This is a genomic window from Streptomyces sp. NPDC048434 (genome assembly GCF_043200375.1).
Lineage (GTDB): Bacteria > Actinomycetota > Actinomycetes > Streptomycetales > Streptomycetaceae > Streptomyces.
On sequence record NZ_JBICXQ010000013.1, the window covers coordinates 106,198 to 131,073 of the forward strand.

At 69.6% G+C, this 24,876-nt stretch carries 26 protein-coding genes and 2 pseudogenes; 12 read left to right on the forward strand and 16 right to left on the reverse strand.

Annotation, left to right across the window (positions count from 1 at the left end):
- Nucleotides 1-8 precede the first annotated feature (8 nt).
- From ACGFWI_RS17410 to ACGFWI_RS17420, 3 genes and pseudogenes are all read right to left on the reverse strand, one after another.
- Complete coding sequence (locus ACGFWI_RS17410) at nucleotides 9-1,421, reverse strand: class II fumarate hydratase (RefSeq protein ID WP_393906814.1); 1,413 nt, start codon at nucleotides 1,419-1,421, stop codon at nucleotides 9-11.
- A gap of 51 nt (nucleotides 1,422-1,472) precedes the next feature.
- A pseudogene (locus ACGFWI_RS17415) lies at nucleotides 1,473-1,601 on the reverse strand (DUF397 domain-containing protein); the annotation flags it as partial.
- Nucleotides 1,570-2,481: a Scr1 family TA system antitoxin-like transcriptional regulator gene (locus tag ACGFWI_RS17420; protein ID WP_393906915.1), complete on the reverse strand. Its 912-nt coding sequence runs from the start codon at nucleotides 2,479-2,481 to the stop codon at nucleotides 1,570-1,572. The pseudogene ACGFWI_RS17415 and the gene ACGFWI_RS17420, both read right to left, overlap by 32 nt.
- A 327-nt stretch (nucleotides 2,482-2,808) precedes the next feature.
- Between ACGFWI_RS17420 and ACGFWI_RS17425 the strand changes: the two genes are divergently transcribed.
- Genes ACGFWI_RS17425 through ACGFWI_RS17435 form a run of 3 tightly spaced genes read left to right on the forward strand, consistent with a single transcriptional unit; the run spans nucleotide 2,809 to nucleotide 3,707 of the window.
- A complete protein-coding gene (locus ACGFWI_RS17425) occupies nucleotides 2,809-2,979 on the forward strand; it encodes a hypothetical protein (RefSeq protein WP_393906815.1) in 171 nt (56 codons plus the stop codon).
- Nucleotides 2,976-3,179, forward strand: coding sequence for a hypothetical protein (locus ACGFWI_RS17430; RefSeq protein WP_393906816.1), 204 nt, complete (start codon nucleotides 2,976-2,978; stop codon nucleotides 3,177-3,179). The genes ACGFWI_RS17425 and ACGFWI_RS17430 overlap by 4 nt, the downstream gene beginning before the upstream one ends.
- Nucleotides 3,180-3,233: 54 nt before the next feature.
- Nucleotides 3,234-3,707 carry a nuclear transport factor 2 family protein gene (locus ACGFWI_RS17435; RefSeq protein WP_393906817.1) on the forward strand — a complete coding sequence of 158 codons (474 nt, stop codon included), beginning with the start codon at nucleotides 3,234-3,236 and terminating at the stop codon, nucleotides 3,705-3,707.
- A 168-nt stretch (nucleotides 3,708-3,875) separates the two neighbouring features.
- On the opposite strand, the gene ACGFWI_RS17440 is transcribed toward ACGFWI_RS17435, so the two are convergent.
- From ACGFWI_RS17440 to ACGFWI_RS17460, 5 genes are all read right to left on the reverse strand, one after another.
- On the reverse strand, nucleotides 3,876-4,538 hold the full coding sequence (locus tag ACGFWI_RS17440; protein WP_393906818.1) for a class I SAM-dependent DNA methyltransferase: 663 nt from the start codon (nucleotides 4,536-4,538) through the stop codon (nucleotides 3,876-3,878).
- An 82-nt stretch (nucleotides 4,539-4,620) separates the two neighbouring features.
- Nucleotides 4,621-5,133 (reverse strand): hypothetical protein, encoded by a 513-nt coding sequence (locus tag ACGFWI_RS17445; protein WP_393906819.1) that lies wholly within the window; start codon nucleotides 5,131-5,133, stop codon nucleotides 4,621-4,623.
- Between the two features lie 205 nt (nucleotides 5,134-5,338).
- Complete coding sequence (locus ACGFWI_RS17450) at nucleotides 5,339-6,169, reverse strand: helix-turn-helix domain-containing protein (RefSeq protein WP_393906916.1); 831 nt, start codon at nucleotides 6,167-6,169, stop codon at nucleotides 5,339-5,341.
- Nucleotides 6,166-6,684 (reverse strand): DUF6879 family protein, encoded by a 519-nt coding sequence (locus ACGFWI_RS17455; RefSeq protein WP_393906820.1) that lies wholly within the window; start codon nucleotides 6,682-6,684, stop codon nucleotides 6,166-6,168. Before ACGFWI_RS17455 ends, ACGFWI_RS17450 begins: the two co-directional genes overlap by 4 nt.
- The gene (locus tag ACGFWI_RS17460) at nucleotides 6,674-6,871 is read right to left on the reverse strand and encodes a hypothetical protein (RefSeq protein ID WP_393906821.1); all 198 of its coding nucleotides are present in this window, start codon (nucleotides 6,869-6,871) and stop codon (nucleotides 6,674-6,676) included. The genes ACGFWI_RS17455 and ACGFWI_RS17460 overlap by 11 nt, the downstream gene beginning before the upstream one ends.
- A 389-nt stretch (nucleotides 6,872-7,260) precedes the next feature.
- On the opposite strand from ACGFWI_RS17460, the gene ACGFWI_RS17465 reads away from it, so the two are divergent.
- Genes ACGFWI_RS17465 through ACGFWI_RS17475 form a run of 3 tightly spaced genes read left to right on the forward strand, consistent with a single transcriptional unit; the run spans nucleotide 7,261 to nucleotide 9,316 of the window.
- The gene (locus tag ACGFWI_RS17465) at nucleotides 7,261-8,004 is read left to right on the forward strand and encodes a hypothetical protein (protein WP_393906822.1); all 744 of its coding nucleotides are present in this window, start codon (nucleotides 7,261-7,263) and stop codon (nucleotides 8,002-8,004) included.
- Entirely contained in the window at nucleotides 8,001-8,681 is a 681-nt protein-coding gene (locus ACGFWI_RS17470; RefSeq protein ID WP_393906823.1) for a DUF4166 domain-containing protein, read from the forward strand. Before ACGFWI_RS17465 ends, ACGFWI_RS17470 begins: the two co-directional genes overlap by 4 nt.
- Nucleotides 8,678-9,316, forward strand: coding sequence for a TetR/AcrR family transcriptional regulator (locus ACGFWI_RS17475; RefSeq protein WP_393906824.1), 639 nt, complete (start codon nucleotides 8,678-8,680; stop codon nucleotides 9,314-9,316). The genes ACGFWI_RS17470 and ACGFWI_RS17475 overlap by 4 nt, the downstream gene beginning before the upstream one ends.
- 196 nt (nucleotides 9,317-9,512) lie before the next feature.
- On the opposite strand, the gene ACGFWI_RS17480 is transcribed toward ACGFWI_RS17475, so the two are convergent.
- On the reverse strand, nucleotides 9,513-11,186 hold the full coding sequence (locus tag ACGFWI_RS17480; protein ID WP_393906825.1) for a fumarate hydratase: 1,674 nt from the start codon (nucleotides 11,184-11,186) through the stop codon (nucleotides 9,513-9,515).
- Nucleotides 11,187-11,352: 166 nt separating this feature from the next.
- Here ACGFWI_RS17480 and ACGFWI_RS17485 point away from each other — a divergent pair, with 166 nt between their 5' ends.
- On the forward strand, nucleotides 11,353-12,234 hold the full coding sequence (locus ACGFWI_RS17485; protein ID WP_393906826.1) for a DUF1707 domain-containing protein: 882 nt from the start codon (nucleotides 11,353-11,355) through the stop codon (nucleotides 12,232-12,234).
- A gap of 228 nt (nucleotides 12,235-12,462) precedes the next feature.
- Nucleotides 12,463-12,822, forward strand: a complete 360-nt coding sequence (locus ACGFWI_RS17490) for a WhiB family transcriptional regulator (protein ID WP_393906827.1) — start codon at nucleotides 12,463-12,465, stop codon at nucleotides 12,820-12,822.
- A 135-nt stretch (nucleotides 12,823-12,957) separates the two neighbouring features.
- On the opposite strand, the gene glpX is transcribed toward ACGFWI_RS17490, so the two are convergent.
- Complete coding sequence (gene glpX, locus ACGFWI_RS17495) at nucleotides 12,958-13,989, reverse strand: class II fructose-bisphosphatase (protein WP_393906828.1); 1,032 nt, start codon at nucleotides 13,987-13,989, stop codon at nucleotides 12,958-12,960.
- Nucleotides 13,990-14,225: 236 nt separating this feature from the next.
- Between glpX and ACGFWI_RS17500 the strand changes: the two genes are divergently transcribed.
- The gene (locus ACGFWI_RS17500) at nucleotides 14,226-14,762 is read left to right on the forward strand and encodes a DUF4245 domain-containing protein (RefSeq protein ID WP_393906917.1); all 537 of its coding nucleotides are present in this window, start codon (nucleotides 14,226-14,228) and stop codon (nucleotides 14,760-14,762) included.
- Between the two features lie 121 nt (nucleotides 14,763-14,883).
- Here ACGFWI_RS17500 and ACGFWI_RS17505 read toward each other — a convergent pair whose 3' ends face one another.
- The 4 genes from ACGFWI_RS17505 to ACGFWI_RS17520 form a co-directional block, all read right to left on the reverse strand.
- Nucleotides 14,884-15,477, reverse strand: a complete 594-nt coding sequence (locus tag ACGFWI_RS17505) for a malonic semialdehyde reductase (RefSeq protein WP_393906829.1) — start codon at nucleotides 15,475-15,477, stop codon at nucleotides 14,884-14,886.
- A gap of 253 nt (nucleotides 15,478-15,730) precedes the next feature.
- The gene (locus ACGFWI_RS17510) at nucleotides 15,731-16,027 is read right to left on the reverse strand and encodes an exodeoxyribonuclease VII small subunit (protein WP_393906830.1); all 297 of its coding nucleotides are present in this window, start codon (nucleotides 16,025-16,027) and stop codon (nucleotides 15,731-15,733) included.
- A gap of 29 nt (nucleotides 16,028-16,056) precedes the next feature.
- Nucleotides 16,057-17,292 (reverse strand): exodeoxyribonuclease VII large subunit, encoded by a 1,236-nt coding sequence (gene xseA / locus ACGFWI_RS17515; RefSeq protein ID WP_393906831.1) that lies wholly within the window; start codon nucleotides 17,290-17,292, stop codon nucleotides 16,057-16,059.
- Between the two features lie 162 nt (nucleotides 17,293-17,454).
- Complete coding sequence (locus ACGFWI_RS17520) at nucleotides 17,455-18,912, reverse strand: APC family permease (RefSeq protein WP_393906918.1); 1,458 nt, start codon at nucleotides 18,910-18,912, stop codon at nucleotides 17,455-17,457.
- Between the two features lie 84 nt (nucleotides 18,913-18,996).
- Between ACGFWI_RS17520 and ACGFWI_RS17525 the strand changes: the two genes are divergently transcribed.
- Both ACGFWI_RS17525 and ppgK read left to right on the forward strand, forming a co-directional pair.
- Complete coding sequence (locus ACGFWI_RS17525) at nucleotides 18,997-20,028, forward strand: 4-hydroxy-3-methylbut-2-enyl diphosphate reductase (protein WP_393906832.1); 1,032 nt, start codon at nucleotides 18,997-18,999, stop codon at nucleotides 20,026-20,028.
- Between the two features lie 84 nt (nucleotides 20,029-20,112).
- Nucleotides 20,113-21,000 carry a polyphosphate--glucose phosphotransferase gene (gene ppgK / locus ACGFWI_RS17530; protein WP_393906833.1) on the forward strand — a complete coding sequence of 296 codons (888 nt, stop codon included), beginning with the start codon at nucleotides 20,113-20,115 and terminating at the stop codon, nucleotides 20,998-21,000.
- Nucleotides 21,001-21,061: 61 nt separating this feature from the next.
- Here ppgK and ACGFWI_RS17535 read toward each other — a convergent pair.
- A pseudogene (locus ACGFWI_RS17535) lies at nucleotides 21,062-21,580 on the reverse strand (DUF6542 domain-containing protein); the annotation flags it as partial.
- Nucleotides 21,581-21,925: 345 nt separating this feature from the next.
- On the opposite strand from ACGFWI_RS17535, the gene ychF reads away from it, so the two are divergent.
- Nucleotides 21,926-23,014, forward strand: a complete 1,089-nt coding sequence (gene ychF / locus ACGFWI_RS17540) for a redox-regulated ATPase YchF (RefSeq protein ID WP_393906834.1) — start codon at nucleotides 21,926-21,928, stop codon at nucleotides 23,012-23,014.
- A gap of 333 nt (nucleotides 23,015-23,347) precedes the next feature.
- Here ychF and glpK read toward each other — a convergent pair whose 3' ends face one another.
- The gene (gene glpK, locus ACGFWI_RS17545; protein ID WP_393906835.1) at nucleotides 23,348-24,862 is read right to left on the reverse strand and encodes a glycerol kinase GlpK; all 1,515 of its coding nucleotides are present in this window, start codon (nucleotides 24,860-24,862) and stop codon (nucleotides 23,348-23,350) included.
- Nucleotides 24,863-24,876: the final 14 nt, after the last annotated feature.

Genomic DNA, 24,876 nt, shown 5'->3' on the forward strand with positions numbered 1-24,876 from the left:
GGCCCGGCTCAGGGCCGTGTCATCCGCAGCACGTCCAGCGCCTCGTCCAGCTGCTCCTCGCTCAGCACACCGCGCTCGACGTAACCGCCCTCCAGGACCACGTCACGAATGGTCTTCCGCTCGGCGAGGGACCTCTTGGCGACCTTCGCCGCCTCCTCGTACCCGAGGTACTTGTTGAGCGGAGTGACGACCGACGGCGACGACTCCGCATACTCCCGCGCCCGTTCCACGTTCGCGGTGATCCCGTCGACCGTACGGTCCGCCAGCAGCCGGGAGACATTGGCCAGCAGCCGCACCGACTCCAGCACGTTCTTCCCGATCACCGGCAGCATCACATTCAGCTCGAAGTTGCCGGCCGCCCCGGCCGCCGCCACCGTCGCGTCATTGCCGGTGACCTGCGCGGCGACCATCAGCACCGCCTCCGGGATCACCGGGTTGACCTTCCCCGGCATGATCGACGAGCCCGGCTGCAGATCGGGCAGCGCGATCTCCCCGAGCCCGGTGCGCGGCCCGGACGCCATCCAGCGCAGATCGTTGGCGATCTTCGTCAGCCCGACCCCGATCGTCCGCAGCTGCCCGCTGGTCTCGACGATCCCGTCGCGCGCCCCCTGCGCCTCGAAGTGATCGCGCGCCTCCGTCAGCGGCAGCCCGGTCACCCGCGCCACCTCGGCGATCACCGCGGCCGAGAACCCGGGCGGAGTGTTGATCCCGGTCCCCACCGCCGTACCGCCGAGCGGCAGTTCGGCCAGCCGCGGCAGCGACGCCCGCAGCCGCTCGACGCCGTAGCGCACCTGGGCGGCATAGCCGCCGAACTCCTGCCCCAGCGTCACCGGCGTCGCATCCATCAGATGCGTCCGCCCCGACTTCACGACCTCGCTGAACTCCTCCGCCTTGCGCTCCAGGGACTCCGCCAGATGCTCCAGCGCCGGGATGAGGTCGTTGAGGACCGCGGAGGTCGCCGCGACATGGATCGAGGACGGGAAGACATCGTTGGACGACTGGCTGGCGTTGACGTGGTCGTTCGGGTGGACCTCCCGGCCCAGCCGCTCGCTCGCCAGCGTCGCGATGACCTCGTTGGTGTTCATGTTCGACGACGTCCCGGACCCCGTCTGGAACACATCGATGGGGAAGTGGTCGTCCCACTGCCCCTCCGCGACGGCGGCGGCGGCCTGCTGGATCACCTCCGCGATGTCCTTGTCGAGCACCCCCAGCTCGCCGTTGACCAGGGCGGCCGCCCCCTTGATACGGGCCAGTGCCTCGATGTGCGCCCGCTCCAGCCGCTGCCCCGAGATCGGAAAGTTCTCCACCGCACGCTGCGTCTGCGCCCGCCATTTCGCCTGCGCGGGCACCTGCACCTCCCCCATGGAGTCATGCTCGGTCCGGAAGCCGTGGGAGTCGCCGAATGCGCTGTTGTCGCTCATACCTATGTCAGTGCCCGGGGACGACGATCTGTTCCCGGGCACGGCCGTAAGTCACCTGCCTGAGGGGTGCCGGCCCTTCAGGCCCGCTATGAAGACGGCCCAGGCGTGGTGGGGGATGAGGAGGGCGGGGCCGTGGGGGTTCTTGGAGTCACGGACGGGGACGAGGGCGGGGTAGCCGTCGGCGACCTCGACGCAATCGCCTCCCGCCTGATTGCTGTAGCTGGACTTGCGCCAGACAGCGGCGCGCAGATCGGGACGGGACGCGCTCATCGTGGGTGTCCTCCATCGCGGATCGGATCATGTCGAGCGACATGTCTGGCGGCAAGGCCAGAGCTCGAAGCCGATCGTAGGCGACGCTGTACGACTTCACTTCCTGCGGATTTTCGATGAGTTGACCGTAGTCGGCGCCTTCGGTGTAGGCCGCCTCCGAGCCGTCCGGCATGGTCAGGACCGTGAGCGACCCACCCATCGTGTCGTGCCTACCGCTTCTGAACGGCAGAACCTGCAACGTGATGCGGGGATCGGCTGCGGTGGCCAGCAGCCGTGCGAACTGCGCCCGCATGACGGCTGGACCGCTTAGAGGCCTCGCGAGCACCGCCTCGTCGAGCACCGCCCATAGCTCCGGACCGTCGGGCCGCTCCAGCCTGGCCTGTCGACCGAGCCGAGCAGCCACCCGTTCCTCCAGTTGCTCAGCGGATTCGAGCGACCGGTCAAGTCTCAGGAGGTCGCGGGCGTAGTCGTCGGTCTGGAGGAGCCCTGGTACGACGGCCGCCATGAACTGCCTGATGACCACCGCCCGCTCCGACCGTTCCATGAACGCTCGCGCCCAGTCCGGAAACGTCTCCCGATAGACATACGGCCACAGTTCAATCAGCAGTTCTTCGGCGCCCACCGCTTCGTCCAAGGCGCGTGCCAGCTCAAGCGTGGGTCTGGCGCCTGTGGTCCGCTCGATTTGGTTGATGCGCGTGCTGTGCGTGTTTGCCCGACGGCCCAGCTCGGTCTGCGTCAGACCGGCGCTCAGGCGGAGTCTGCGGAGACGGGCTCCGAAGAGCGCCGCCATCGATGCCGAGGGATCAATTTCTTTGGCCACAGCCTCACTTCCGTCCTTACGGCTGCAGGAGTAAGGAGCTACTCCCTTTCGCAGGCTACGTCGCAGGGCAACGATGTGAACACGGAACGTGATGATCCGCTCGACGGTGGGGCGGACGGCACGAGAGGCCCCGGCGACCGCGCACACGGCCCCGGGGCATGGTCAACGCTGCAAAAACACAGGAGTGTCAACATGCCTCAGCCTATTGCCCGTTGCCTCGCATGGGGGCGGGCTTTACTCATCCGGCGAGCGCCGGGCCGACACCGGGCGCCTGCCCCCTCGGCGTGCTGTGGCCCGGTGACCGTCCGCACGGTCCTCGTACGGCCGTGGAACCCGCCGCCGCTGCCGGGCCGGGTACGCCGTCGCAGGCCCGTCGAACCAAGGCTGGACGGCGACGCGTCCCTCCTCGTCCGCCCCTACTACGCCGCGTACGAGCGCCGGCCGCAGCCCGCCGAGGTGGTCTGGTGAACGCCGACCGCACACCGCCGGGTGCTGCGGAGGCGCCCCGGCAGTCCCTGATGACCCTGCGGGTCTACACCGCGAGCCGCGACGGCGTGGTTACGGAGGAGCGGGCGCCGGTCCATGTCGTGGCCGGTGACCGGTTCGACCTCTACGGGCTCAGCCAGTCCTGGCCGCCGTGTGCCTGCCCGCGTCATCGCGGGCGGTAGCGCCACCCGTAAAAGCCCTGGTGGCGGTGGGTCCGGCGCTGGTACGAAGTGGGGATGGACACCGAAGCCCTTGACCCCATGGAATGCCTGCTCGCCGAGCGTGCCTGCGAGCGGCTCATTGTCGAGTTCGTCCGCCGGCTCGACCTCGGGGACCCGGGTACGGTGGCGGAGCTGTTCACCTCGGACGGGGTCTGGGAGTGGCCGCACGGCGACCGCCGGGTGCAGGGGCGCGACGCGCTCCGCAGCTACTTCGGCTCCCGTCCCGCGGACCGGCTGTCGCGCCGTATGTGCACCAACATCCTGGTCACCGTCGCCTCTCCGACGACGGCCACCGCCACCACCTACTTCGCCACCTACCGGGTCGACGGCTACCAAGAAGGCATGGTGCCACCCCGGCCCCCGGCTCAAGTGGGGCACTACGAGGACACGTGCCGCAAGGTCGACGGCGTCTGGCTCCTCGCCACCCGGACCACGTGGCTGCCCTTCGCCGGGCCGACGGAGCGTCTCGGGGACCCTGCCAGGTCGTGAGGGCGCGGCCTGAACGGGGTGAGCTGCCTGGCCGCCGCACGGACGCCGGACCTGGTCGCCGTCGATCCGCCTGGCAGGGCAAGAGGTGTGAGCTCATCAGGTGGTAAACGATTCCCCCTGCACCCAGAAAGGTACGGGGGAAATTCTCTTCTCTTCCGGGAGATGCGATTAGGGCGCGACAGCTCGCACCAGCAGTGTGCCGATGTGGCCGGGATGTGGCGCGTCGAGAACCCGTGCCTCGGCTGCCACGAAGCCCGCCCCACAGAGAAGGCTCATCCATTTCCGGGGTGTGTAGCTGTATCGGTAGGTGAGCAGAGCCTTACCCGCGAAACCACCTTTGTACATGCCTTGGGGGCCGTATGCTCCGGGGATCGCCGGCGGCTGGGAGAAGGCGAATACACCCCCAGAGCTCAACCGCTCACGAACCAGGGGGAAGAGCCGCGGCGGGTTGCTGAACCAGGCTGCGCCGAAGATGGAGTAGACAGCGTCATAGGTCTGCGTGTCCTTGCGCAGGAAGTCCAGCACTTCGGCGCACACAAAGTCGACGCCAAACGTCCCCCACCGCTCCGAGGTCTGGGACACCATGACCGGCGACATATCAACCCCGCGCGCCTTGATCCCCCGCTGCGCGAGGAACGCCACCGCACGCCCCGTGCCGCACCCAATCTCCAGCACGCTTTCAGGCTGTCCCAGCACTTCGGGACCGGGGCCGTGGTCGGCGTACTGCGTCCACCTGAACGCCGCTTCGGACTCGAAAACGTCTTTCTTGGTCGATTCGGCGAACGTGTCCCAGAGTTCGCGTTCGTGGTCGAAGTTGTGCTGAGCGGCCAACGGGCTTCCTTCGGGGAGAGTTGAACGGGTGATTGGCCCCGCCCCTCGGGAGAGAGGGGGCGGGGCAACTATCGGGGTTTGGTCAGTGGCTGTCGGGAACCTTGTTGTCGCACGGTGAGCAGTCCGAGCCGTCCACGGACCACAGCTCCTCGTCCGGGTTGAACCCCTGCTCGCGGATCACGTCCGCAGTGCGGAGAACGAGACCGTCCCGGCGCCGCTCGATGAGGGGCGCGTGGTGCTTGTACCTGCCGCCGTTGTACAGCCCGCAGAAGGCGAAGTACACGGGGGTGTCGAGGATGATCTGATGGACCCCGATGTCTACCGTCTTGCCGACACCGAGATGAAATTCCGGCCGCTCCATGGCTGTGATCAGGTAGGCTACAGCGTTGCCGAGAATGCGTTCCGCAGTGTCGTCGAGCATGAGCGAGTTGTCCCGCTTGAGAAGCGCGATCTCGCGGTTCCACAGGTCACCCTCGGAACCGGGGCTCTCGAATACGTTGTAGGTGCACTCCTTGACGTGCGGACGTAGCGCGTTCAGTAGCGCCCGAGGATCGCGGTATGTCGTGTCGCTCGGGGCATCGAGCATGACGGTCATACTGGTTGTGGCCCCTTTTCTTGGGATGGGGTGAAACCCGCCCCGGCAGGCTCGACCTGTTCTCTTGGCCGATTTCGGGGCGTCGGGAAGGAGCGATATGCGAACTGGCCGTGCGCTCGTCGCCTTTGTGTCGCCCATGGCTGACTGCCTCCCCGGTTGATTCACTGCCGTGGCAAGCAATGGTTCCGTAGCGGGCGGACTCCGCCTAGCTGGTTTCCTGTTCGTGCAAGAAGCCGTCTCGGATGCTTTCGAGAACTGCGCGCATGGCGTCTCCAGCAAGCGCCATGGAAGCGAATCCCTTGAACTTGTGCACATACAGCGCAACATCTCTGGGCTCGGTCACGATGATCTCTGCGTGAACCGTCTCGATCGTGGCAGTCCTGTCATCCCGGATGACAAAGGAATGATTGGCTATGTCCTGCTGTCGCGCCGACAGGGGGACGATGCGAATGTCTATGTTGGGCAGTCGCGAAAGAGAGACCAGTCTGTCCAGCTGTTCCGCCATCCTGGCGGCTGACACGATGCGCCACCGCAGCGCAGGCTCAGTGATGACGAAGTGGAGTTCCTTGTTCGAGTCGTAGAGGGCCTGTTGCCGCTCTATCCGGGCACTGATTGTCCGGGTAAGCACGTCCTCGCCGAGGTCGTGCCGAGAGAGAATCGCTCGGATGTACTCGGGGGTCTGCAGCAGGCCAGGGATCAAAGCTGGCTGGAAGAGTCGCAGCAACGTCATTTGAGTCTCCAGCGCTCTCGTTTGCTGCTGCGCCTTATGCACCCCCATGCGCCGGACGAGGCGCCAAGCCGTGGCCTCTGTCGCTGCCGCTCTGACCGCCTCTAGATACTCCGCCTTGACTTCACTCGAAACGCCGATAGCCGTAAGAATCTGCTCAACGTCTACGACGGATGGAGCGGCCTTCCCCGTTTCGATCTTGCTCAGCTTGCTTGCAGACATGACAGCACTGCGGGCGACAGCTTTGGCTTCCTTTCCGGATGCTTGCCGTAGCGCCCGCAGCGCGGCCCCTAGTCTCTCCCTATTCACTCGCCGTACTTCGCCCACCATTCCGGGAGCGGGACGGCGTGAGCCATGGCTGTATCCCGGTACGTGCGGAACTCGTCCGCCCGTGCATCGGGGAGTATGCCTGCGCCGAGGAACGATCCATCCTCCGCATAGTTCATGACCGCTGGAGTCAGGCTGTCGAAGCACCAGAAGTCGGGAACCCCTTCCAGGGGGTTCGGTTGTTCGGTGGTGTCGAGGATGAAGAACTGTTCGCCGCCGGTCGCGTTCTTCTGATAGCCCCAGCCTAGTTCGAACCGCAGATACGGAGTCAGGGGTCGAGAGAGAATGTGAACGCGATAGACGCGCTTACCCCTGCTGGTGTGGGAACGGATCTCTGACACCCAGGCTTCGTTGTAGTTGGCCGGCTGAGGCTCCCCGGCGAGAAATGCCTGATAGGCATCCACATTTCCCGACCGGCTGTAGTCATCCAGGGTCTCCAGCCGGAATGCCTCTCGATGGAAAGCGTCGAACAGTTCGCCGAGAGTCTTAGGCACCACGAAGACCCTTCCGGACGAGGTCAAGTACAAGTTCTTCCGGGATCTCTACCACGGTTTCGTGTGCGGGAATCTGTAGGCCATGGTCGGCAGGGGTCTCGCCCTGCACCAGCAGGGTGCCCCTATCGGTGGCGTAGATGGTCGGGCAATCCTTCAAGTCGCAGGTACTCGCAAGCTTGGTGACCTTCATGGATTCCCTCCGTGGCCGCCCGCTCCGTCGTGGACGATGTTCGCGAGCAAGTGGTCAGAGGCGCAAGGGGTTCGAGTTTCCAGGACGGGAAATCGATGCTGCCGGTCATTGCTTCCTGACGGCCTTTGGGGCGCCTGCGAGATGGCTGAGCGGCTTGCTGGGGCGCCGGGCGGTGGCAGTCACCCGTGGGCGGGCCCGGTGAGAGCCGGAGCGGTGCAACGACAAGAGTCCCCGACGGGGTCGCCAGGGGCTCCGTACGGCCGGTTGTCCGTGCCTGATGCCTGGGCTGGCCCAACCTCCCGTCCGGGCACCGGACTTGAGCGACTGCTCAAAACGCTCTACGCTGCGTTTTGAGCAGTCGCTCAAACGTCTGGGGTGGAGGCAGTCGCATGGGGTTGTACGTGGAGGCGCGCATCCGCGCCGGGCTCGACGAGGTATGGGACCGCAGCCAGCTGCCGGACCGGCATCAACGCTGGGACCTGAGGTTCAGCGAGATCGACTATCTGCCGTGCGCGCCGGGGGAGCCACAACACTTCCGCTACGCCACCCGCGTCCTGCCGTTGCTCACGGTCGACGGCACCGGGGTCTCGGCCGGTGAACGCAACCGGCCCGACGGCACCCGGACTTCCGCCCTCCGCTTCTCCTCGGCACACCCGCTGTCGCTCATCGAGGAGGGCAGCGGCTACTGGCGGTACGTCCCGGACGGCGAGGCGCTGCGGTTCCTGACCGGGTACGACTACCGGCCGCGCTGGGGGCGCTTCGGCAAGGTCGTCGACCGGCTCCTGTTCCGGCCGCTCATGGGCTGGGCCACCGCCTGGTCCTTCGACCGGCTGCGGCTGTGGTGCGAGCGCGGGATCACCCCCGAGCGGTCGCTGCGCCACGCCCTCGCGGAGCTGTTCGTCCGTATCGCCGCCGTCGTCGCCACCGCGGCCCTGGCCCCCGTCGCCCCCGCCCCGGTCGCCGTACTCGCCGCGACCGTACCCGCCGTGGCCGCCGCCGCGCTGCTGCTGCCGCCCCTGCCCGTCACCCCCGCGGCCCGCCGCTGTCTGCGCCGCCCGCCGGAGCGGGCCGACGGACGCAGCGGGAGCGCCGCCGCCCCGACCGCCCTCCTCGCCACCCTGGAGCAGTCATGACCTCGATGTTCCAGCGCGCCCTGGGTGCCGACTTCGACCGGCTCCACCCGAAGGTCCGGCGACGCTTCTCCGTCGGGCTCGACAGCGGTGAGGCGTGCGTCGGGCGGGGCACGATGGAGCGGATCTGGCACGGCCGCAGCTTCGTCCGGCCCTTCCTGGCCCTCGGCGGCAGCCGCAACATCCTCGTCCCGCAGACCGGACGGGACATCCCCTTCGTCATCGAGAACGTCCCGTACGCCGACTCCTTCGGCCGCGAAACCGTCACCTTCGTGCGGACCTTCGCCTTCCCGCGCCGGCCCCGCCGCTTCGACGCGACCATGGTCTTCAGCCCCGAGCGCGGCTGCGTCGTCGACTACCTGGGCACGCACCAGCACCTCGCCACCGACCTGCACTTCACGGTCGACGACACCGGGGCCCTGGTCATCCGCTCCGGCGAGCACCGCTTCCGGGAGGGGCCGGTCGACGTCCGGGTGCCGGACCTGATCGGGGGCGATGCCGTGGTGCGCGAGTCGTACGACGAGGCGGCCGGGCGCTTCCGTATCCAGGTGCGGGTCGGCAACCGGCGGTTCGGGCCGCTCTTCGGCTACGAGGGGTCCTTCGACGCCGAGTTCGTGGACGTCGCCGAGCGCGGCGTACGCGCGGGGCTGCGGCCGGTGCGCGAGGAGGCGCGGGCGTGAGTGCCGACACCCGTACGAAACTGCTCGCCGGTGCGCTGCGGACGCTCACCGAACAAGGCCTCGCCAAGACCTCGGCCCGGAGCATTGCCACCGCCGCGGGAGTCAACCAGGCCCTGGTCTTCTACCACTTCGGCAGTGTCGACGAACTCCTTGCCGCCGCCTGCCAGTACGCCGCCGAGCAGCGCGTCGCGCTCTACCGGGAGCGTTTCGCCCGGGTCAACAGCCTGGCCGAACTCCTGGAGCTGGGACGGGAGCTGCATACCGAGGAACGCGCCGCCGGCCATGTCGCCGTCCTTGCCCAGCTCCTGGCCGGGGCCCAGACCCAGCCCCGGCTCGCCCCCGCGACCGTCGCCGGACTCGCCCTGTGGATCGAGGAGATCGAACAGGTGCTGGCGCGGGTGCTGGCCGGGACACCGATCTCCGCATTCGTGGACGTCGCCGGCCTCTCCCGGGCCCTCGCCGCCTCCTTCGTCGGCCTGGAACTCTACGAGGGCGTGGACCCGGACGGGGCGCTGGCAGCCCTGGACGCCCTGGAACAACTGTCCGGCCTGATCGGTGTACTGGAGGACCTGGGCCCGGTCGCCCAGCGGGCCGTACGCACCCGACTCCGGCGCAGTGCGGCGCGGCGGGGGTAGGCCGTGCTCAGGCCCCTTTACGGCATTTCTGACGTGGTGGACGCCCGCGGGCAAGGGACCTGAGGCGCAAGGGGTTCGAGTGTCCGGGACAGGACAGCGGGACCGGCCCGGACGCGGCGGCGTCCGGCGCGGTCCCGGGAGGCGGCAGAAGAGCCCCCGACGAAGCGTCGGGGGCTCTGTGGGTCCTGCGGGCGGGTCAGCTTCCCGAGCGCACCGGAATGCTCGTGAACGTGGGCGCCGGCGCCGGGTCCTGGAAGAAGTCGTTGCCCTTGTCGTCGACGACGATGAAGGCCGGGAAGTCCTCGACCTCGATCCGCCAGACCGCTTCCATGCCGAGCTCCTCGTACTCCAGGACCTCGACCTTCTTGATGCAGTCCTGGGCCAGGCGCGCGGCCGGGCCGCCGATGGAGCCGAGGTAGAAGCCGCCGTGCGTGCCGCAGGCGTCGGTGACCTGCTGGGAGCGGTTGCCCTTGGCCAGCATGATCTTGGAGCCGCCGGCCGCCTGGAACTGCTCGACGTAGGCGTCCATCCGGCCGGCCGTGGTCGGGCCGAAGGAACCGGAGGCGTAGCCCTCGGGGGTCTTGGCGGGGCCCGCGTAGTAGACCGGGTGGTTCTTCAGGTACTCCGGCATCTCCTCGCCGGCGTCCAGGCGTTCCTTGATCTTCGCGTGGGCGATGTCGCGGGCGACGACCAGGGTGCCGGTGAGGGAGAGCCGGGTCTTGACCGGGTGCTTGGTCAGCTCGGCGAGGACGTCGTCCATGGGGTGGTTGAGGTCGATGGCGACCGCGTCCAGGTCGGGGCCGGCGCCCTCGGTCAGCTGCTCCTCGGTGGTCTCCGGGAGGAAGCGGGCCGGGTCGGTCTCCAGCTGCTCCAGGAAGACGCCCTCGGCGGTGATCTTCGCGACGGCCTGGCGGTCCGCGGAGCAGGAGACGGCGATGGCGACCGGACAGGACGCGCCGTGGCGGGGCAGCCGGACGACGCGGACGTCGTGGCAGAAGTACTTGCCGCCGAACTGCGCGCCGATGCCGATCTTCTGCGTCAGCTCGAAGACCTTCTCCTCCAGCTCCTTGTCCCGGAACCCGTGTCCGGTGGGGGAGCCCTCGGCGGGCAGTTCGTCGAGGTAGTGCGCGGAGGCGTACTTGGCGGTCTTCATCGCGTACTCGGCGCTGGTGCCGCCGACGACGATCGCGAGGTGGTACGGCGGGCAGGCGGCCGTACCGAGCGAGCGGATCTTCTGCTCCAGGAACTTCATCATGGAGGCCTCGTTGAGGACCGCCTTGGTCTCCTGGAAGAGGAAGGACTTGTTGGCGCTGCCGCCGCCCTTGGCCATGAAGAGGAACTTGTAGGCGCCGCCGTCCGTCGCGTACAGCTCGATCTGGGCCGGCAGGTTGGAGCCGGTGTTCTTCTCGTCCCACATCGTCAGCGGAGCCATCTGCGAGTAACGCAGGTTCAGCTGGGTGTAGGCGTCGTAGATGCCGCGGGAGAGGGCCGCCTCGTCGCCGCCCTCCGTCAGGACCTGCTGGCCGCGCTTGCCCATCACGATCGCGGTGCCGGTGTCCTGGCACATGGGCAGGACGCCCGCGGCGGCGATGTTGGCGTTCTTCAGCAGGTCGAGCGCGACGAAGCGGTCGTTGGCGCTGGCCTCGGGGTCGTCCAGGATCTTGCGGAGCTGGGCGAGGTGCGTCGGGCGCAGGTAGTGCGAAATGTCGTGCATCGCCTCGGCGGCCAGCTTGCGCAGCGCCTCCGGCTCGACCTTGAGGAACGTCCGTCCGTCGGCCTCGAAGGTGCTCACGCCCTCCGCGGTGACGAGGCGGTACGGGGTGGTGTCCTCACCTACGGGGAGAAGGTCGGTGTAGGCGAATTCCGGCATCGAAGGTCATTCCTTACTCGGAGAGGTCCGGCTGGCATCTACGGCAGCGCCTCCACAGCGTAGAACCCTGGCGCGCGGACGCCGCTGTGAGGTAAGGCTCAGTCGGCGCGAGACCCGTCCCGTCGACCCCTGGTCGCGATCTATCGCGTTTCGGTACGCTGGGGCCGTGGATGCAGACAACGGGGGACGACCGGGCCCCGAGAACCCGCCCGGACCGCTTCAGAAGCAGGACCAGCGCCAGGAGCGACAGCCGGTGAACATGACCAAGCCCGCGTCCGCGCCGCCCGCGGTGGCCGAGGGCGACATCCGGGCGTCCGACGCGGACCGCGACCGGGTCGCCGAGACCCTCCGCGAGGCGCTGGCCGAGGGCCGGCTGGACCCGGAGGAGCACGCCGAGCGGATCGACACGGTCTACCGCGCCAAGACGATGGGCGAACTGGAGCCCGTCGTACGCGATCTGCCCGCGGCGGGCGCCGTCCGCGACCGGCCGGGCCCGGACGGATACGTCTACGGACCCGGCGCCCCGGTGCCGGACCAGAACCTCGTCGCGATCTTCAGCGCCTCGGTCCGCAAGGGCCGTTGGCAGGCTCCCGCGCGGATCAACGCCTTCGCGTTCTTCGGCACCGTCGAAATCGATCTGACCGAGGCGGTCTTCCCGCAGCAGCAGGTCCAGATCAATGTCACGGCCGTCTTCGGCAGTGTGGAGATCCGGGTCCCGGAGAACATCACGCTGCGCAGCAGCGGCTCTGGCATCCTCGGCAACTTCGAGGTCGAGACGCATGACGCCGAGGACGCCAACGCCCCGCAGATCCTGGTCAACGGCTATGCGGTGCTGGGCAGTGTGGAGGCCAAGCCCAAGCGCGGCGCCTGGATCCGCGATCTGCGCGACCGGCTGCGCGACGGGCACCGCGAGTTCCGGCACGAACTGCGTGAGGAGCGGCGTGAGCGGCACCACCAACTGCGCCAGGACCGGCACGAGTGGCATGAGCGGCTGCGTTCCGAGCGCCGCGAACGCCGGGACCGGTTCCGCAAGGGCATGGGTGGCTGAGGCGGCGGACGGCGATCAGTCACCGCACCGCGGCGGGTGATCTGACGGAGGGGGCGGCACCCGCGATTTTCTCGTTGTCGCACGATCGCCACGGTGTGCATAAGCGTGCGCACAGCGGGTAGGGCTGGTGCATCGTCTCTCGTACGGCTGCGGGGTGCGGAAAAAGGCCGTGCGCAGCGAGACGGGCAAGGGTGATTCTCGCGCCGAAGCCGTCGTCAGGAGTAGACCGTGCTGCTACCGCATCAGCCCCTGCAGGATGCCGCTGTCGTTCCGTCCCAGCAAGTGCCTGCTCGTGACGAGGCCGGCCCCTGGCATTCGGAGGCGGTGTGCCGCCGGGACGAAGCCGGGCTGTTCTTCGCCCCGTCCAAGGAGCCGACCGCCGCGCGGCTGGCCAGAGAAGAGGCCGCGAAGCGGGTCTGCGCCCGCTGTCCCGTGATGGTCGAGTGCCGGGAGCATGCGCTGCTCCAGCCCGAGCCGTACGGCGTCTGGGGCGGTCTGACCGCGGCCGAGCGCCGGGTCGTGCTGACCCGTCGGCGGCGCCGGGAGACCGAACTCCAGCGGGCCGCCCATATGCCTGCGGCCGGCTAGGCGGCCGCCCGAGCGGCTTCGGCCCATAGAGCGCACCCCAGGCGTATGGGCCACTTCGCCCCCGCCGGAGACTCTCCGACGGGGGCGAAGTGTGTGTACGGGCGGGCCGGTTGCACGGGCCGGCCGCGGCGCACGCTAGCTGGGGCGCTCGAAGTCCACCGAGCTGTACGCACGCAGCTTGGACAGCCGGTGCTGGGAGTCGATCTGGCGGATGGTGCCGGACTTGGAGCGCATCACCAGGGACTGGGTGTAGGCGTTCTCGGCGCGGTAGCGCACGCCGCGCAGCAGGTCGCCGTCGGTGATGCCGGTGGCGACGAAGAAGACATTGTCGCCGCGGACCAGGTCGTCGATCTCCAGCACCTTGTCCAGGTCGTGCCCGGCGTCCAGCGCGCGCTGCCGCTCCTCGTCGTCCTTGGGCCACAGCTTGCCCTGGAAGGCGCCGCCCAGACACTTCAGCGCACAGGCCGCGATGATGCCCTCGGGCGTACCGCCGATGCCCAGCAGCAGGTCCACGCCGGTGCCCTCGCGGGCCGCCATGATCGCGCCGGCGACATCGCCGTCGGCGATGAACTTGATCCGGGCCCCGGCCTCCCGGACCTCCTTGACCAGGCCCTCGTGGCGGGGCCGGTCCAGGATGACCACGGTGACGTCCTCGACAGCGGACTTCTTCGCCTTCGCGATCCGCTTGATGTTCACGGCCACCGGCGCCGTGATGTCCACGAAGTCCGCCGCCTCCGGGCCCGTGGCGATCTTGTCCATGTAGAAGACCGCGGACGGGTCGAACATCGAGCCGCGCTCGGCCACCGCCATCACGGAAACGGCGTTCGCCATACCCTTGGCGGTCAGCGTCGTCCCGTCCACCGGGTCCACGGCCACGTCGCACTCCGCGCCGGTCCCGTCTCCCACGCGCTCGCCGTTGTAGAGCATCGGGGCGTTGTCCTTCTCGCCCTCGCCGATGACCACGACGCCGTTCATCGAGACGGTGTGGATCAGGGCGCGCATGGCCTTCACCGCCGCGCCGTCCGCGCCGTTCTTGTCACCTCGCCCCACCCAGCGGCCCGAAGCCATGGCACCGGCCTCGGTGACCCGGACGAGCTCCAGGGCGAGGTTGCGGTCCGGGGCCTCGGGGCTGACCTCGAGTTGGGACGGGAGATGATGCTCGCTCATCGAGCGCACCTTTCTGAACGGCGACGGCCGTGAAGGAATGAGGGTGGCTGTGCGGGGGTGCGGGGGTTTCCCCCAGAGGCTCACAGTATCTCCAGGCCGCCAAAATGAGCAGAGGGCCCTTCGCATGAGCGCCCGCAGCGGAGCCGGTCACCTGGGTGTTTGCACAGGTGACGGCCTTGGCCGGGGGGCCTGTCGGGGCCGCGGCGGGCATGGGGGACCATAGGGGCGTGGCAGGTATGCGAGGCAGGCAAACGGTGCGGGACATGGTCCTGTCGCTGGCGGTGATCGGCGTTCTCGTCGGCGCGATCTACATCTTCATCCCGCACGACGAGAGCGCGGACGCGGCGAAGAACGCGGTCAAGACGGTCGACTACCGCGTCGAACTGATCACGGCCCGGCGGGCGGCGCCCTACCCGGTCGCCGCGCCTCAGGGGCTGCCCAAGACCTGGCGCGCCACCTCCGTCTCGTACAAGGCGAGCGAGGACGGCAAGGGCGGTGCCTGGCATCTGGGGATGCTCGACCCGGAGCAGGAGTACGCGTCCATCGAACAGAGCGACGCCCTGCCGCGGAAGTTCATCCAGGAGGTCACGCTCGGCGCGACCAAGGCCGAGGGGAAGCAGGCCGTCGGCAGCAAGAAGTGGGACCGCTACAAGGGCGACAGGTACAACGCGCTGGTCCGCGAGGAGTCCGGGGTGACCACGGTCATCACCGGCACGGCGCCCTACGGGCGGCTCGCCGACCTGGCTGCCGCGCTGGTGGCGAAGAAGGGCTGAACCGCGAAGACACCGATGAGGCCGCCGCACCCGGGAGGGTGCGGCGGCCTCATGCGTGGCGCCGGCGGATTCCCTGCGGGGCCGCTGTGCGACTCCCGCGGGTTTCCTGCGGGGCGCCCGCTCAGACGGAGGCGACGGCCTCGTCGAAGGACAGCCGAGGGGAGCGCGGGAAGAACGCGTCGGCGCCCGGCTTGCCGATGTTGATGACGAGGAACGACTTCTGCTTGCCGTCGCCGAAGAACTCCTTGTCGATGCCGGTGAAGTCGAAGCCGGTCATCGGGCCGGCGGCCAGGCCGGCGGCGCGGACGCCGACGATGAAGTAACCGGCCTGGAGGGTGGCGTTCTGGGTGCCGGCGACCGTACGGCCCGCGGCCTCGGAGAAGAACGTGTCCTTGATGCCCGGGGCGGCCGGGAAGAGCCGCGGCAGCTTCTCGTGGAAGTCCAGGTCCACGGAGAGGATCGCGGTCAGCGGCGCGCTGAGCGTCTTGGGGCCGTTGGCGCCCATGGCGTGGTTGACCAGGCGCGCACGGGCCTCCTGGGAACGGACCAGGGTTATCCGCAGCGGCGACTGGTTGAAGGCGGTCGGGCCGAACTTCACCAGGTCGTAGATGGCCTGGACCTGCCCGTCCGTCACCGGCTCGTCCGTGAACGTGTTGGCGGTCTGGGCCTCCCGGAACAGGAGGTCCTGAGCGGCGGCGTCAAGGGCGAGAGACATAAAGGCACCTCGGTGAGTGAGCTGGGGTTCAGGTTCTGATGGCACTGCAGACATTAGTGATCATGCAGCTGCTACAGGGGTGGTACGGGAAACCACTGTAATCCAGATAGATTAAGTTTCAACTAAAACGAGGGCGTTGTGAGACGGTTCACAGCGATTCGCCTCGCCCTCCGCGGTCGGAAATGACCGGCCCGGGACGGCTTCCCCCGGCGCGCTGCCCCGCTGCGCGCGGTCCCCCGATGTCGCTACGCCGCTACGCGCGCTCCGCCTCCGGTCCGTCCGGTGACTCCGCCAGTGCCGCGTCCAGCCGCGCCCGTGCGCCGTCCAGCCAGCGACGGCAGACCTTCGCCAGTGCCTCGCCGCGCTCCCACAGCGCGAGCGACTCCTCCAGGGTCGTGCCGCCCGCCTCCAGGCTGCGGACGACCTCGATCAGCTCGTCCCGTGCCTGCTCATAGCCCAGCGTGGAGTCCACCGACTCCACCCGGGCCGCCGCGCCGGCCGCCGCACCCTGCTCCGCGTCCGCCGCGCCATCCGTCTTCGCCTTCGCCATGTCTCCCACCCTAAGAGTCTGCCTTTGCACTATTCGGGGGGTGTGACGGCGCCCGGGACGCCGTCCACCCGCACCCTGAACTCGCCCTCGGCCACCCGGGCCCGCAATGCGTCGTCCGCTTCGACCTCGTCCGGTGAGCGCACCGCCGTTCCGTCCGGCCTCTGCAGGACGGCATAGCCGCGCTCCAGCGTCGCCCTGGGGGAGAGCGCGACCACCCGGGCCAGGGTGTGCGTCAGCTCCGAGTCGGCGCGGTCCAGCAGATGCCCCAGGGTCCGCCGGCCGCGCTCCAGCAGCGCCGTGACCTGCTCCTCGCGGTCCTCGACCATCCGCTGCGGCCGCTGTATGCACGGCCGCTGCAGCGCCGCGGCGAGCCCCCGCTCCTCCCGCTGCAGAAAGCCGTCGACGGCGCGCAGCGCCCGCTCCCGCAGCTGCTGGACCCGGGCCAGCTCCTCGCCCACGTCCGGTACCACCTTCTTCGCCGCGTCCGTCGGCGTCGAGGCACGCAGATCGGCGACCAGATCCAGCAGCGGGGTGTCCGGCTCATGGCCGATCGCCGAGACGACGGGCGTCACGGCCGCGCTCACGGCCCGCACGAGCTGCTCGTCGGAGAACGGCAGCAGATCCTCCACGCTGCCGCCGCCACGCGCCACGATGATCACGTCCACCTCGGGCAGCGCGTCCAGCTCCTGGACCGCCGCGACCACCTGCGGGACCGCATGCACCCCCTGCACCGGCACATTGCGCACCGCGAAACGGACGGCCGGCCAGCGGTGCCTGGCGTTCTCCAGGACGTCCCGCTCGGCGGCGCTCGCCCGGCCGCAGACCAGCCCGATCAGCTGCGGCAGGAACGGCAGCGGCTTCTTGCGGTCCGCGGCGAACAGCCCATCCGCCGCCAGCGACTTCTTCAACTGCTCCAGCCGGGCGAGGAGTTCACCGACCCCGACCGGCTTGATCTCGGCGGCCCGCAGCGACAGCTGGCCGCGCGGGGCGTACCACTCCGGTTTGGCGTGCACCACCACCCGGGCGCCCTCGCTCACCACGTCGGCGACCTTGTCGAAGACCTGGCGGTAGCACGTCACGCTCACCGAGATGTCGTACGACGGGTCGCGCAGGGTCAGGAAGACCACGCCCGCGCCGGGCCGCCGCGAGAGCTGGGTGATCTGCCCCTCGACCCACACCGCGCCGAGCCGGTCGATCCAACCGCCGATGAGCCGGGACACCTCGCCGACCGGGATCGGCGTTTCCGGGGACGTAGAAACAGCCATACGGGCGAGACTAGCGGCGGGCACTGACAGTGGCGGCGCTCGCGCGGTGCGTGGCCGGGCGGGCGGCGGTGCGGACGTCCCGCCGAGCCCGCCCGTACCCGTCAGGTTCGTACTCGTCAGTCCGTACCCGGCCCGCCCGTACCCGGCCCGTGCCCCGACCCGTCAGCCCCGCACGCCACCCGCCCGCGCCCGCCCCCGGTACTGAGTCGCCAGCACCACCAGCCCCACCACCAGCCAGGCCCCGCCCACGGCCTGTGCGGCCGCGGAGGCCTCGGCGATCACCGCGACCACCACCGCCAGCCCCAGCAGCGGCACCACCAGATGCCGCAGCACGCTCGGCGCCCCGGCACCTCTGCGGATCCAGAACCAGCCGATCACCGACGCATGCAGCAGCCCGAACGCGGTCAGCGCCCCCACGTTCACCACCGACGACAACTGGTCGAGCCCGTCGTCCCTGCGGGCCGCCCACACCGCCGCCACCAGCGTCACCAGCGCCGCGCCCAGCAGCGCCCGGCGCGGCACCCCGCTGCCCGCGTCCACCGTCGACATCGCCCCCGGCAGCCGCCGGTCCCGGGCCATCGCGAACAGCAGCCGGCCGGCCGCCGCCTGCCCCGCCAGCGCCGCGAACGCCGCGCCGATGGCTTTGCTCACCGCGACCAGGTCGTGCAGCCAGCGCCCCACCGCCGCGTCGACCGTGGCGTAGAAGGCGCCGCCCTGCTCCCCCGGCTCGGCCGCCAGCTCCGCCGCGCTCATCGGCATCAGCAGCGCCGCCAGATACGTCTGCACCGCGAACAGCACACCGGCCACCACCAGACAGCTGAGCACCGCCCGCGCCACCCGGTCCGGCCCGCCGGCTCCCGGGCCGCCCTTGTCGGCGGCCCTCGGGCCCTCGGCCTCCTCCGCGAACGACGCGATCGCATCGAAGCCCAGATACGACAGCACCGCCACCGACACCGCTGCCAGCACCGCCTGCACCGAGAAACCGCCCTCGCCGGTCAGCGGCCCGGCCCAGCCCCGCTGCGCCCCGTGCAAGATCAGCTCGACGACCGCCGACACCACGAACACCGCGAGCACCACGATCTCCATCGCCAGCACCGCGAGGCCCACCCGCGCCGCCGTCCGCACACCCCACAGGTTCAGCAGCGTCGTCACGGCCACCGCCAGCGCCGTCCACACCCACTGGTGCACGGACGGCACCAGCGCATGCAGCGCGATCCCGGAGAACAGATACGCCACCGCCGGAATCAGCAGATAGTCCAGCATCGCCATCCACCCGGCGACGAACCCCGCACCCTCGCCCAGGCCCACCCGGGCGTACGTGTAGACGGACCCGGCCTGCGGGGCGACCCGCACCATCTGGGCGTACGAGTACGCGGTGAATGCCATCGCGACGGTCGCGACGAGGTAGACGGCGGTGACCGCGCCGTGCGACGTGGCCTGCAGCGTGCCGAAGATCCCGACCGGCGCCATCGGGGCGATGAACAGCAGCCCGTAGACGACCAGATCCCGGAACGTCAGCGTCCGCCGCAGCGCACCGGGGTCGCCGGTGCCTTCGGCCCCGGTGGAGCCCGCTCCGTCGCCCGCCCCCTCGCCGCCCGTGCCGCCGACCGTGCCCGGCATCATGCCTCCTCGCTCCGTGCCGCCCTCAGTCTGGGACAAAGGCACGATCTTCCGGGGCGGTGGCACGGCTTTACGATGGGTCGCATGACTTCCTCGCCCAGCCCGACGCCCGCCGCCACCCCGGGCGAAGACGCTTCGCGCCGCAGCGGCCGGCGCAAGGTCCTGCTCGCCGCCCCCCGTGGCTACTGCGCGGGCGTGGACCGCGCCGTCATCGCCGTCGAAAAGGCCCTTGAGCAGTACGGCGCCCCCGTTTACGTACGCCACGAGATCGTCCACAACAAGTACGTCGTGAAAACCCTGGAGAAGAAGGGCGCCATCTTCGTCGACGAGACGCAGGAGGTGCCCGAGGGCAACATCGTCATCTTCTCGGCGCACGGCGTCGCCCCGGTCGTCCACGACGAAGCCAAGCGCGGCAAGCTCGCCACCATCGACGCCACCTGCCCGCTGGTCACCAAGGTCCACAAGGAAGCCGTCCGCTACGCCAACGAGGACTACGACATCCTCCTGATCGGCCACGAGGGCCACGAAGAGGTCGTCGGCACGAGCGGTGAGGCGCCCGAGCACATCACCCTCGTCGACGGCCCCGAGGACGTCGCCAACGTCGAGGTCCGCGATCCGGAAAAGGTCGTCTGGCTCTCCCAGACCACCCTCTCGGTCGACGAGACCATGGAGACCGTGGACGCCCTCAAGGGCCGCTACCCCAACCTCCTCTCGCCGCCCAGCGACGACATCTGCTACGCCACCCAGAACCGCCAGATCGCGGTGAAGCAGATGGGTGCCGAGGCCGATCTCGTCATCGTCGTCGGCTCCAAGAACTCCTCGAACTCCGTGCGCCTCGTCGAGGTGGCGCTGGGTGCGGGCGCCCGCGCCGCCCACCTGGTCGACTACGCCGAGGAGATCGACGAGGCCTGGCTGGAGGGCGTCGGCACGGTCGGTGTCACCTCCGGCGCCTCGGTCCCCGAGGTTCTCGTCCACGGCGTCCTGGACTGGCTCGCCCAGCGGGGCTACGAGGACGTCGAAACCGTCACGGCCGCCGAGGAGTCCATCGCCTTCTCGCTGCCCAAGGAGCTCCGCCGGGACCTGCGCGCCGAGGCCAAGGCAGCCACCGACAGCTGACCCCGCCGCTTCCGCTTCGCTCTCCGGGCCACCGGTCGGTGCATCCCGGGGGCGAGCGGCCCCGCCGACGCCTAGCCTTTTCCCATGAAGGTCTTCGGTGTGGACATCGGCGGATCGGGCATCAAGGGTGCCCCGGTGGATCTGGAGCGCGGCGAGCTCGCGGAGGAGCGCTACAAGGTGCTGACCCCGCATCCGGCTACCCCGGAGGCGGTCGCGGACGGCGTCAAGGAGGTCGTGGACCACTTCGGGTGGTCGGGGCCGGTCGGTGCGACCTTCCCCGGTGTGGTCACCGGAGGGACGACCCGTACCGCCGCCAATGTCGACAAGGGCTGGATCGGCAGGGATGCCGCGGCCATGCTCACCGAGCGGCTCTGCGGCGAGTCCGGCGGCAGCCCCGTCACCCTGCTCAACGACGCCGACGCGGCCGGCCTGGCCGAACTGCGCTTCGGCGCCGGCCGCGGCCGGACCGGCACGGTCATCGTGCTCACCTTCGGCACCGGCATCGGCAGCGCCGTCTTCACCGACGGCCGCCTCGTGCCCAACTCCGAGCTCGGCCACCTGGAGCTGCACGGCCATGACGCCGAGAAGCGCGCCTCCACCAAGGCCAAGGAGGACGAGGAGCTGAACTGGCAGCACTGGGCGCACCGGGTCCAGAAGTACCTCGCCCATGTGGAGATGCTCTTCTCACCCGAACTGTTCGTGATCGGTGGCGGGGTGAGCCGCAAGGCGGAGAAGTTCCTGCCGCTGATCGAGGGCATCAGCGCGGAGATCGTGCCGGCTCAGCTTCAGAACAATGCGGGGATCGTGGGGGCCGCGATGGCTGCGTACGCCGCTCGGGCTGGCGAGCCACCTGCCGTGGACGGTTCGGCCGCGGCTGTCCCCGGTCGGGCGTCCGCGTCGGCCGGTCCTGCGGACCGCGCGCTCCGCTCTGCGGTCGACTCGCCGGTCGGCTGGCCCGACGCCGGGCGATGATCAGCACCCGGCGGACGATCGCGAGCAGCGCGCAGACCAGCGTGCCGGCATAGAGCCAGCCCGCGTTCAGCGCGAGGACGGTGAAGACGCCCATCAGCAACCCGTCGAACCCGCCCGCGCCGCGCTGGATCGGCAGCGCACCGAGCGTGAACGCGATCGGCAGCGTGACCGGCGCGATGACCAGGTCGTACGGCCTGACCCACAGCGCGGCGCCGATGCCGACCAGCAGATAGCAGACGCCGTACAGGGTCTGTGCGCCGCCGAAGAGCAGCCGGTCCAGGAAGGCGAAGCCCAGCAGCGCCAGCGTCGCCAGCAGCCAGCAGCCGAGTCCGGTGAGCTTGGCCGCCGGCATCCGGCGCCGCGGGGCGGGCGGCGGGGAAGGCGCGGGGCGCTGCGGGCGCGCCCGGTACACGGTGGCGGACGCCAGGCCCTGCGGTGGGGCAGGGGTGCGTCCGGGGGCCGCGGAAGCGGGTCCACGGGCGGGCGCGCGGGCCGGCCCGGCCGGTGCGCGACCGCGCGCCGCGGCATGGACGACCGCCGGTGCGGATGCCGGTACGGACGCGAACCCGGAGGCCCGCATCGCGGTGAGGAAGTCGTCGTCGGGATCGGGGGCCACTGCCTCCGCGGGGCGAGGGAGCCGGGCGTCCTGGCCCACGGGCGGACCTGCGGACCGCGGCGGGCTGTGCTGGGGGGTGCGCGCTTCGTGTTGCTCCACTCGGCAACGGTAGGCCGCTAAGTGGGATTAACCGGTTACGGGACACGCCCTTTGGGCCGAGCTCGGTGCGGATTCGTTCCGGGCCCGGAGCCGGACGGGGCAGGGCCGGTCCCGGTGGCGGCGGCTGGGGCCCGGCCGCCCCGTAGACTGGTGGATCGGCCCTCCCGGGGCCGTGCCCACCACCTCTCGCTCGGAAGTCGAGTCGCCACCGTGTCGCTCACGATCGGAATCGTCGGTCTGCCGAATGTCGGCAAGTCGACCATGTTCAATGCCCTGACCAAGAACGACGTGCTGGCGGCCAACTACCCGTTCGCCACCATCGAGCCGAACGTCGGCGTCGTCGGCGTCCCCGACCCGCGTCTGGCCACGCTGGCCGAGATCTTCTCCTCCCAGAAGATCCTCCCGGCAACCGTCGACTTCGTCGACATCGCGGGCATCGTCCGCGGCGCCTCCGAGGGCGAGGGCCTGGGCAACAAGTTCCTCGCGAACATCCGCGAGTCCGATGCGATTTGCCAGGTCATCCGCGCCTTCAAGGACGAGAACGTCGTCCACGTCGACGGCAAGGTCTCGCCCAAGGACGACATCGAGACCATCAACACCGAGCTGATCCTCGCCGACCTCCAGACCATCGAGAAGGTGCTGCCGCGGCTCCAGAAGGAGTCGCGCATCAAGAAGGACGTGGCCCCGAAGGTCAAGGCCGTCGAGGAGGCCAAGGCGATCCTGGAGAGGGGCGACACCCTCTTCGCCGCCGGAATCGTCCAGGGCTCCGGCAACGAGGAGCTGCTGCACGACCTCCATCTCCTCACCACCAAGCCCTTCCTCTACGTCTTCAACGTCGACGAGGACGAGCTGACCGACGAGGACTTCAAGAACCAGCAGCGCGCCCTGGTCGCCCCCGCCGAGGCGATCTTCCTCAACGCCAAGCTGGAGGCCGACCTCGCCGAGCTGGACGACGACGAGGCCCTGGAACTCCTCCAGTCCGTGGGCCAGGAAGAGCCCGGTCTCGCGACCCTCGCCCACGTCGGTTTCAACACCCTCGGCCTGCAGACCTACCTGACGGCCGGCCCCAAGGAAACCCGCGCCTGGACCATCAAGAAGGGCGCCACCGCCCCCGAGGCCGCCGGAGTCATCCACACCGACTTCCAGAAGGGCTTCATCAAGGCCGAGGTCATCTCCTTCGCCGACCTCGTCGAGACCGGCTCGGTCGCCGAGTCCCGCGCGGCCGGCAAGGCCCGCATGGAGGGCAAGGAGTATGTGATGCAGGACGGCGATGTGGTGGAGTTCCGCTTCAACGTGTAGTGCCCGCCCTGGCATCGACATAGCGCTCTGGAAAATGTGCAGGTCAATCGGGGTCGGCCTCCTTCGAGGCCGACCCCGCTGTCGTGCCGGTTGCTGAATTCGCGGTGGATTTCCTGACGTATCGTCACCCGTCGTCATCCCTGGTCGTCCGTACCGCTGCCGGATCGGCGGCCGGCGGGGCGTCAGCGGGATCGGGTGCGTCCGTCCGGATTCCGTCGCGGGGGAGCGAAGGCTGATGGCGCGGACGTGGGTCGTCTTCCCGGAACGCCGGTCGCGGTGGCTGCTGACATGGCCGGTCGGTGACCGGTTCGACCGCGCCTTGGGAGACGGTCGTCAGGGTGGGTTCGGTGGCGTGATCCAGCTGAGTGAGCGCTCGACCGCCCGCTTCCAGTTCTCGTACTCCGACTGCCGCCGCTGGGGGTCCATGTCCGGCAGCCACTGGGCGGCCCGGTGCCAGTTGCGGCGCAGGACCTCCAGGTCGGGCCAGTAGCCGGCGGCGAGCCCGGCGGCGTAGGCGGCGCCCAGGGAGACCGTCTCGACGGCCATGGGGCGCACCACGGGCACGTCGAGCACGTCGGCCAGGAACTGCATGAGCAGGTTGTCGGACGTCATGCCGCCGTCCACCTTGAGCACCTTCAGGGCGAGCGAGGAGTCGGCGTTCATGGCGTCGACCACCTCCCGGGTCTGCCAGCCGGTGGCCTCCAGCACGGCTCGGGCCAGGTGCTCCTTGGTGATGTACGAGGTGAGGCCGACGATGACACCGCGGGCGTCGCTGCGCCAGTGCGGCGCGTACAGGCCGGAGAACGCCGGGACGATGTAGCAGCCGCCGTTGTCCTCGACGGTGCGCGCGAGGGTCTCGATCTCGGGGGCGCTGCTGATCAGACCCAGCCGGTCGCGGAACCACTGGACCAGCGCGCCGGTGACGGCGATCGGGCCTTCGAGTGCGTAGACCGCGGGCTGGTCCTCGATCTTGTAGGCGACGGTGGTGAGCAGCCCGTGCCGGGACCGTACGAGCTCGGTGCCGGTGTTGAGCAGCAGGAAGCTGCCGGTTCCGTAGGTGCACTTCGCCTCGCCGGGGGCGAAGCAGGTCTGTCCGAACAGCGCCGCCTGCTGGTCACCGAGTGCCGCGGTGATACGGACACCCGGGAGGACGGAACGGGCGGTTCCGTAGATCTCGGCGGAGGAGTGGATCTCCGGGAGCATCGGGCGGGGGACCCCGAAGAAATCCAGTAGCTCCTGGTCCCAGTCGAGGGTGCTGATGTTCATGAGCATGGTGCGGCTGGCGTTGGTGACGTCGGTGAGGTGCATACCGCCGGCCGGCCCGCCGGTGAGGTTCCAGATCAGCCAGCTCTCCATCGTGCCGAACAGCACCTCGCCGTCCTCGGCGCGCTGCCGCAGCCCGTCGATGTGGTCGAACAGCCAGCGGATCCGGGGGGCGGAGAAGTACGTGGAAGGGGGCAGGCAACAGCGCCGGAGGAAGAAATCGTCCCCAGGCCGGTCTCTGAGCTCCTGGACCAGCGGAGCCGTACGGGTGTCCTGCCAGACGATCGCCCTGCCCAGCGGGACGCCCGTGCGCCGGTCCCACAGCACGGTCGTTTCGCGCTGGTTGGCGATCCCGACGGCGGCGACTTCAGCGGGGCTGACATCGGCGTGGGAGAGCGCCTGCGGGACCACGCGCTGCAGGGTGTGCCAGATCTCGACGGCGTCGTGCTCCACCCACCCGGGCCGGGGGAAGTGCTGCTGGTGTTCCCGCTGGGCGACCGACACCAGCCGCCCCTGGTGGTCGAACAGGATGCATCGGGTGGAGGTGGTGCCCTGGTCGATGGACAGCACATACCGCTCAACCATGATCAGCCTTCCGT

Coding starts and splice junctions, on each gene's coding strand:
- glpK (WP_393906835.1), bottom strand. CDS start 24,862: ATGGTTGAGCGGTATGTGCTGTCCATCGACCAGGGCACCACCTCCACC.
- ACGFWI_RS17445 (WP_393906819.1), bottom strand. CDS start 5,133: ATGACCGTCATGCTCGATGCCCCGAGCGACACGACATACCGCGATCCT.
- ACGFWI_RS17410 (WP_393906814.1), bottom strand. CDS start 1,421: ATGAGCGACAACAGCGCATTCGGCGACTCCCACGGCTTCCGGACCGAG.
- ACGFWI_RS17525 (WP_393906832.1), top strand. CDS start 18,997: ATGACTTCCTCGCCCAGCCCGACGCCCGCCGCCACCCCGGGCGAAGAC.
- xseA (WP_393906831.1), bottom strand. CDS start 17,292: ATGGCTGTTTCTACGTCCCCGGAAACGCCGATCCCGGTCGGCGAGGTG.
- ACGFWI_RS17435 (WP_393906817.1), top strand. CDS start 3,234: ATGGACACCGAAGCCCTTGACCCCATGGAATGCCTGCTCGCCGAGCGT.
- ACGFWI_RS17500 (WP_393906917.1), top strand. CDS start 14,226: ATGCGAGGCAGGCAAACGGTGCGGGACATGGTCCTGTCGCTGGCGGTG.
- ACGFWI_RS17510 (WP_393906830.1), bottom strand. CDS start 16,027: ATGGCGAAGGCGAAGACGGATGGCGCGGCGGACGCGGAGCAGGGTGCG.
- ACGFWI_RS17465 (WP_393906822.1), top strand. CDS start 7,261: ATGGGGTTGTACGTGGAGGCGCGCATCCGCGCCGGGCTCGACGAGGTA.
- ACGFWI_RS17420 (WP_393906915.1), bottom strand. CDS start 2,481: ATGGCGGCGCTCTTCGGAGCCCGTCTCCGCAGACTCCGCCTGAGCGCC.
- ACGFWI_RS17460 (WP_393906821.1), bottom strand. CDS start 6,871: ATGAAGGTCACCAAGCTTGCGAGTACCTGCGACTTGAAGGATTGCCCG.
- ACGFWI_RS17520 (WP_393906918.1), bottom strand. CDS start 18,912: ATGCCGGGCACGGTCGGCGGCACGGGCGGCGAGGGGGCGGGCGACGGA.
- ACGFWI_RS17505 (WP_393906829.1), bottom strand. CDS start 15,477: ATGTCTCTCGCCCTTGACGCCGCCGCTCAGGACCTCCTGTTCCGGGAG.
- ppgK (WP_393906833.1), top strand. CDS start 20,113: ATGAAGGTCTTCGGTGTGGACATCGGCGGATCGGGCATCAAGGGTGCC.
- ACGFWI_RS17470 (WP_393906823.1), top strand. CDS start 8,001: ATGACCTCGATGTTCCAGCGCGCCCTGGGTGCCGACTTCGACCGGCTC.
- glpX (WP_393906828.1), bottom strand. CDS start 13,989: ATGAGCGAGCATCATCTCCCGTCCCAACTCGAGGTCAGCCCCGAGGCC.
- ACGFWI_RS17480 (WP_393906825.1), bottom strand. CDS start 11,186: ATGCCGGAATTCGCCTACACCGACCTTCTCCCCGTAGGTGAGGACACC.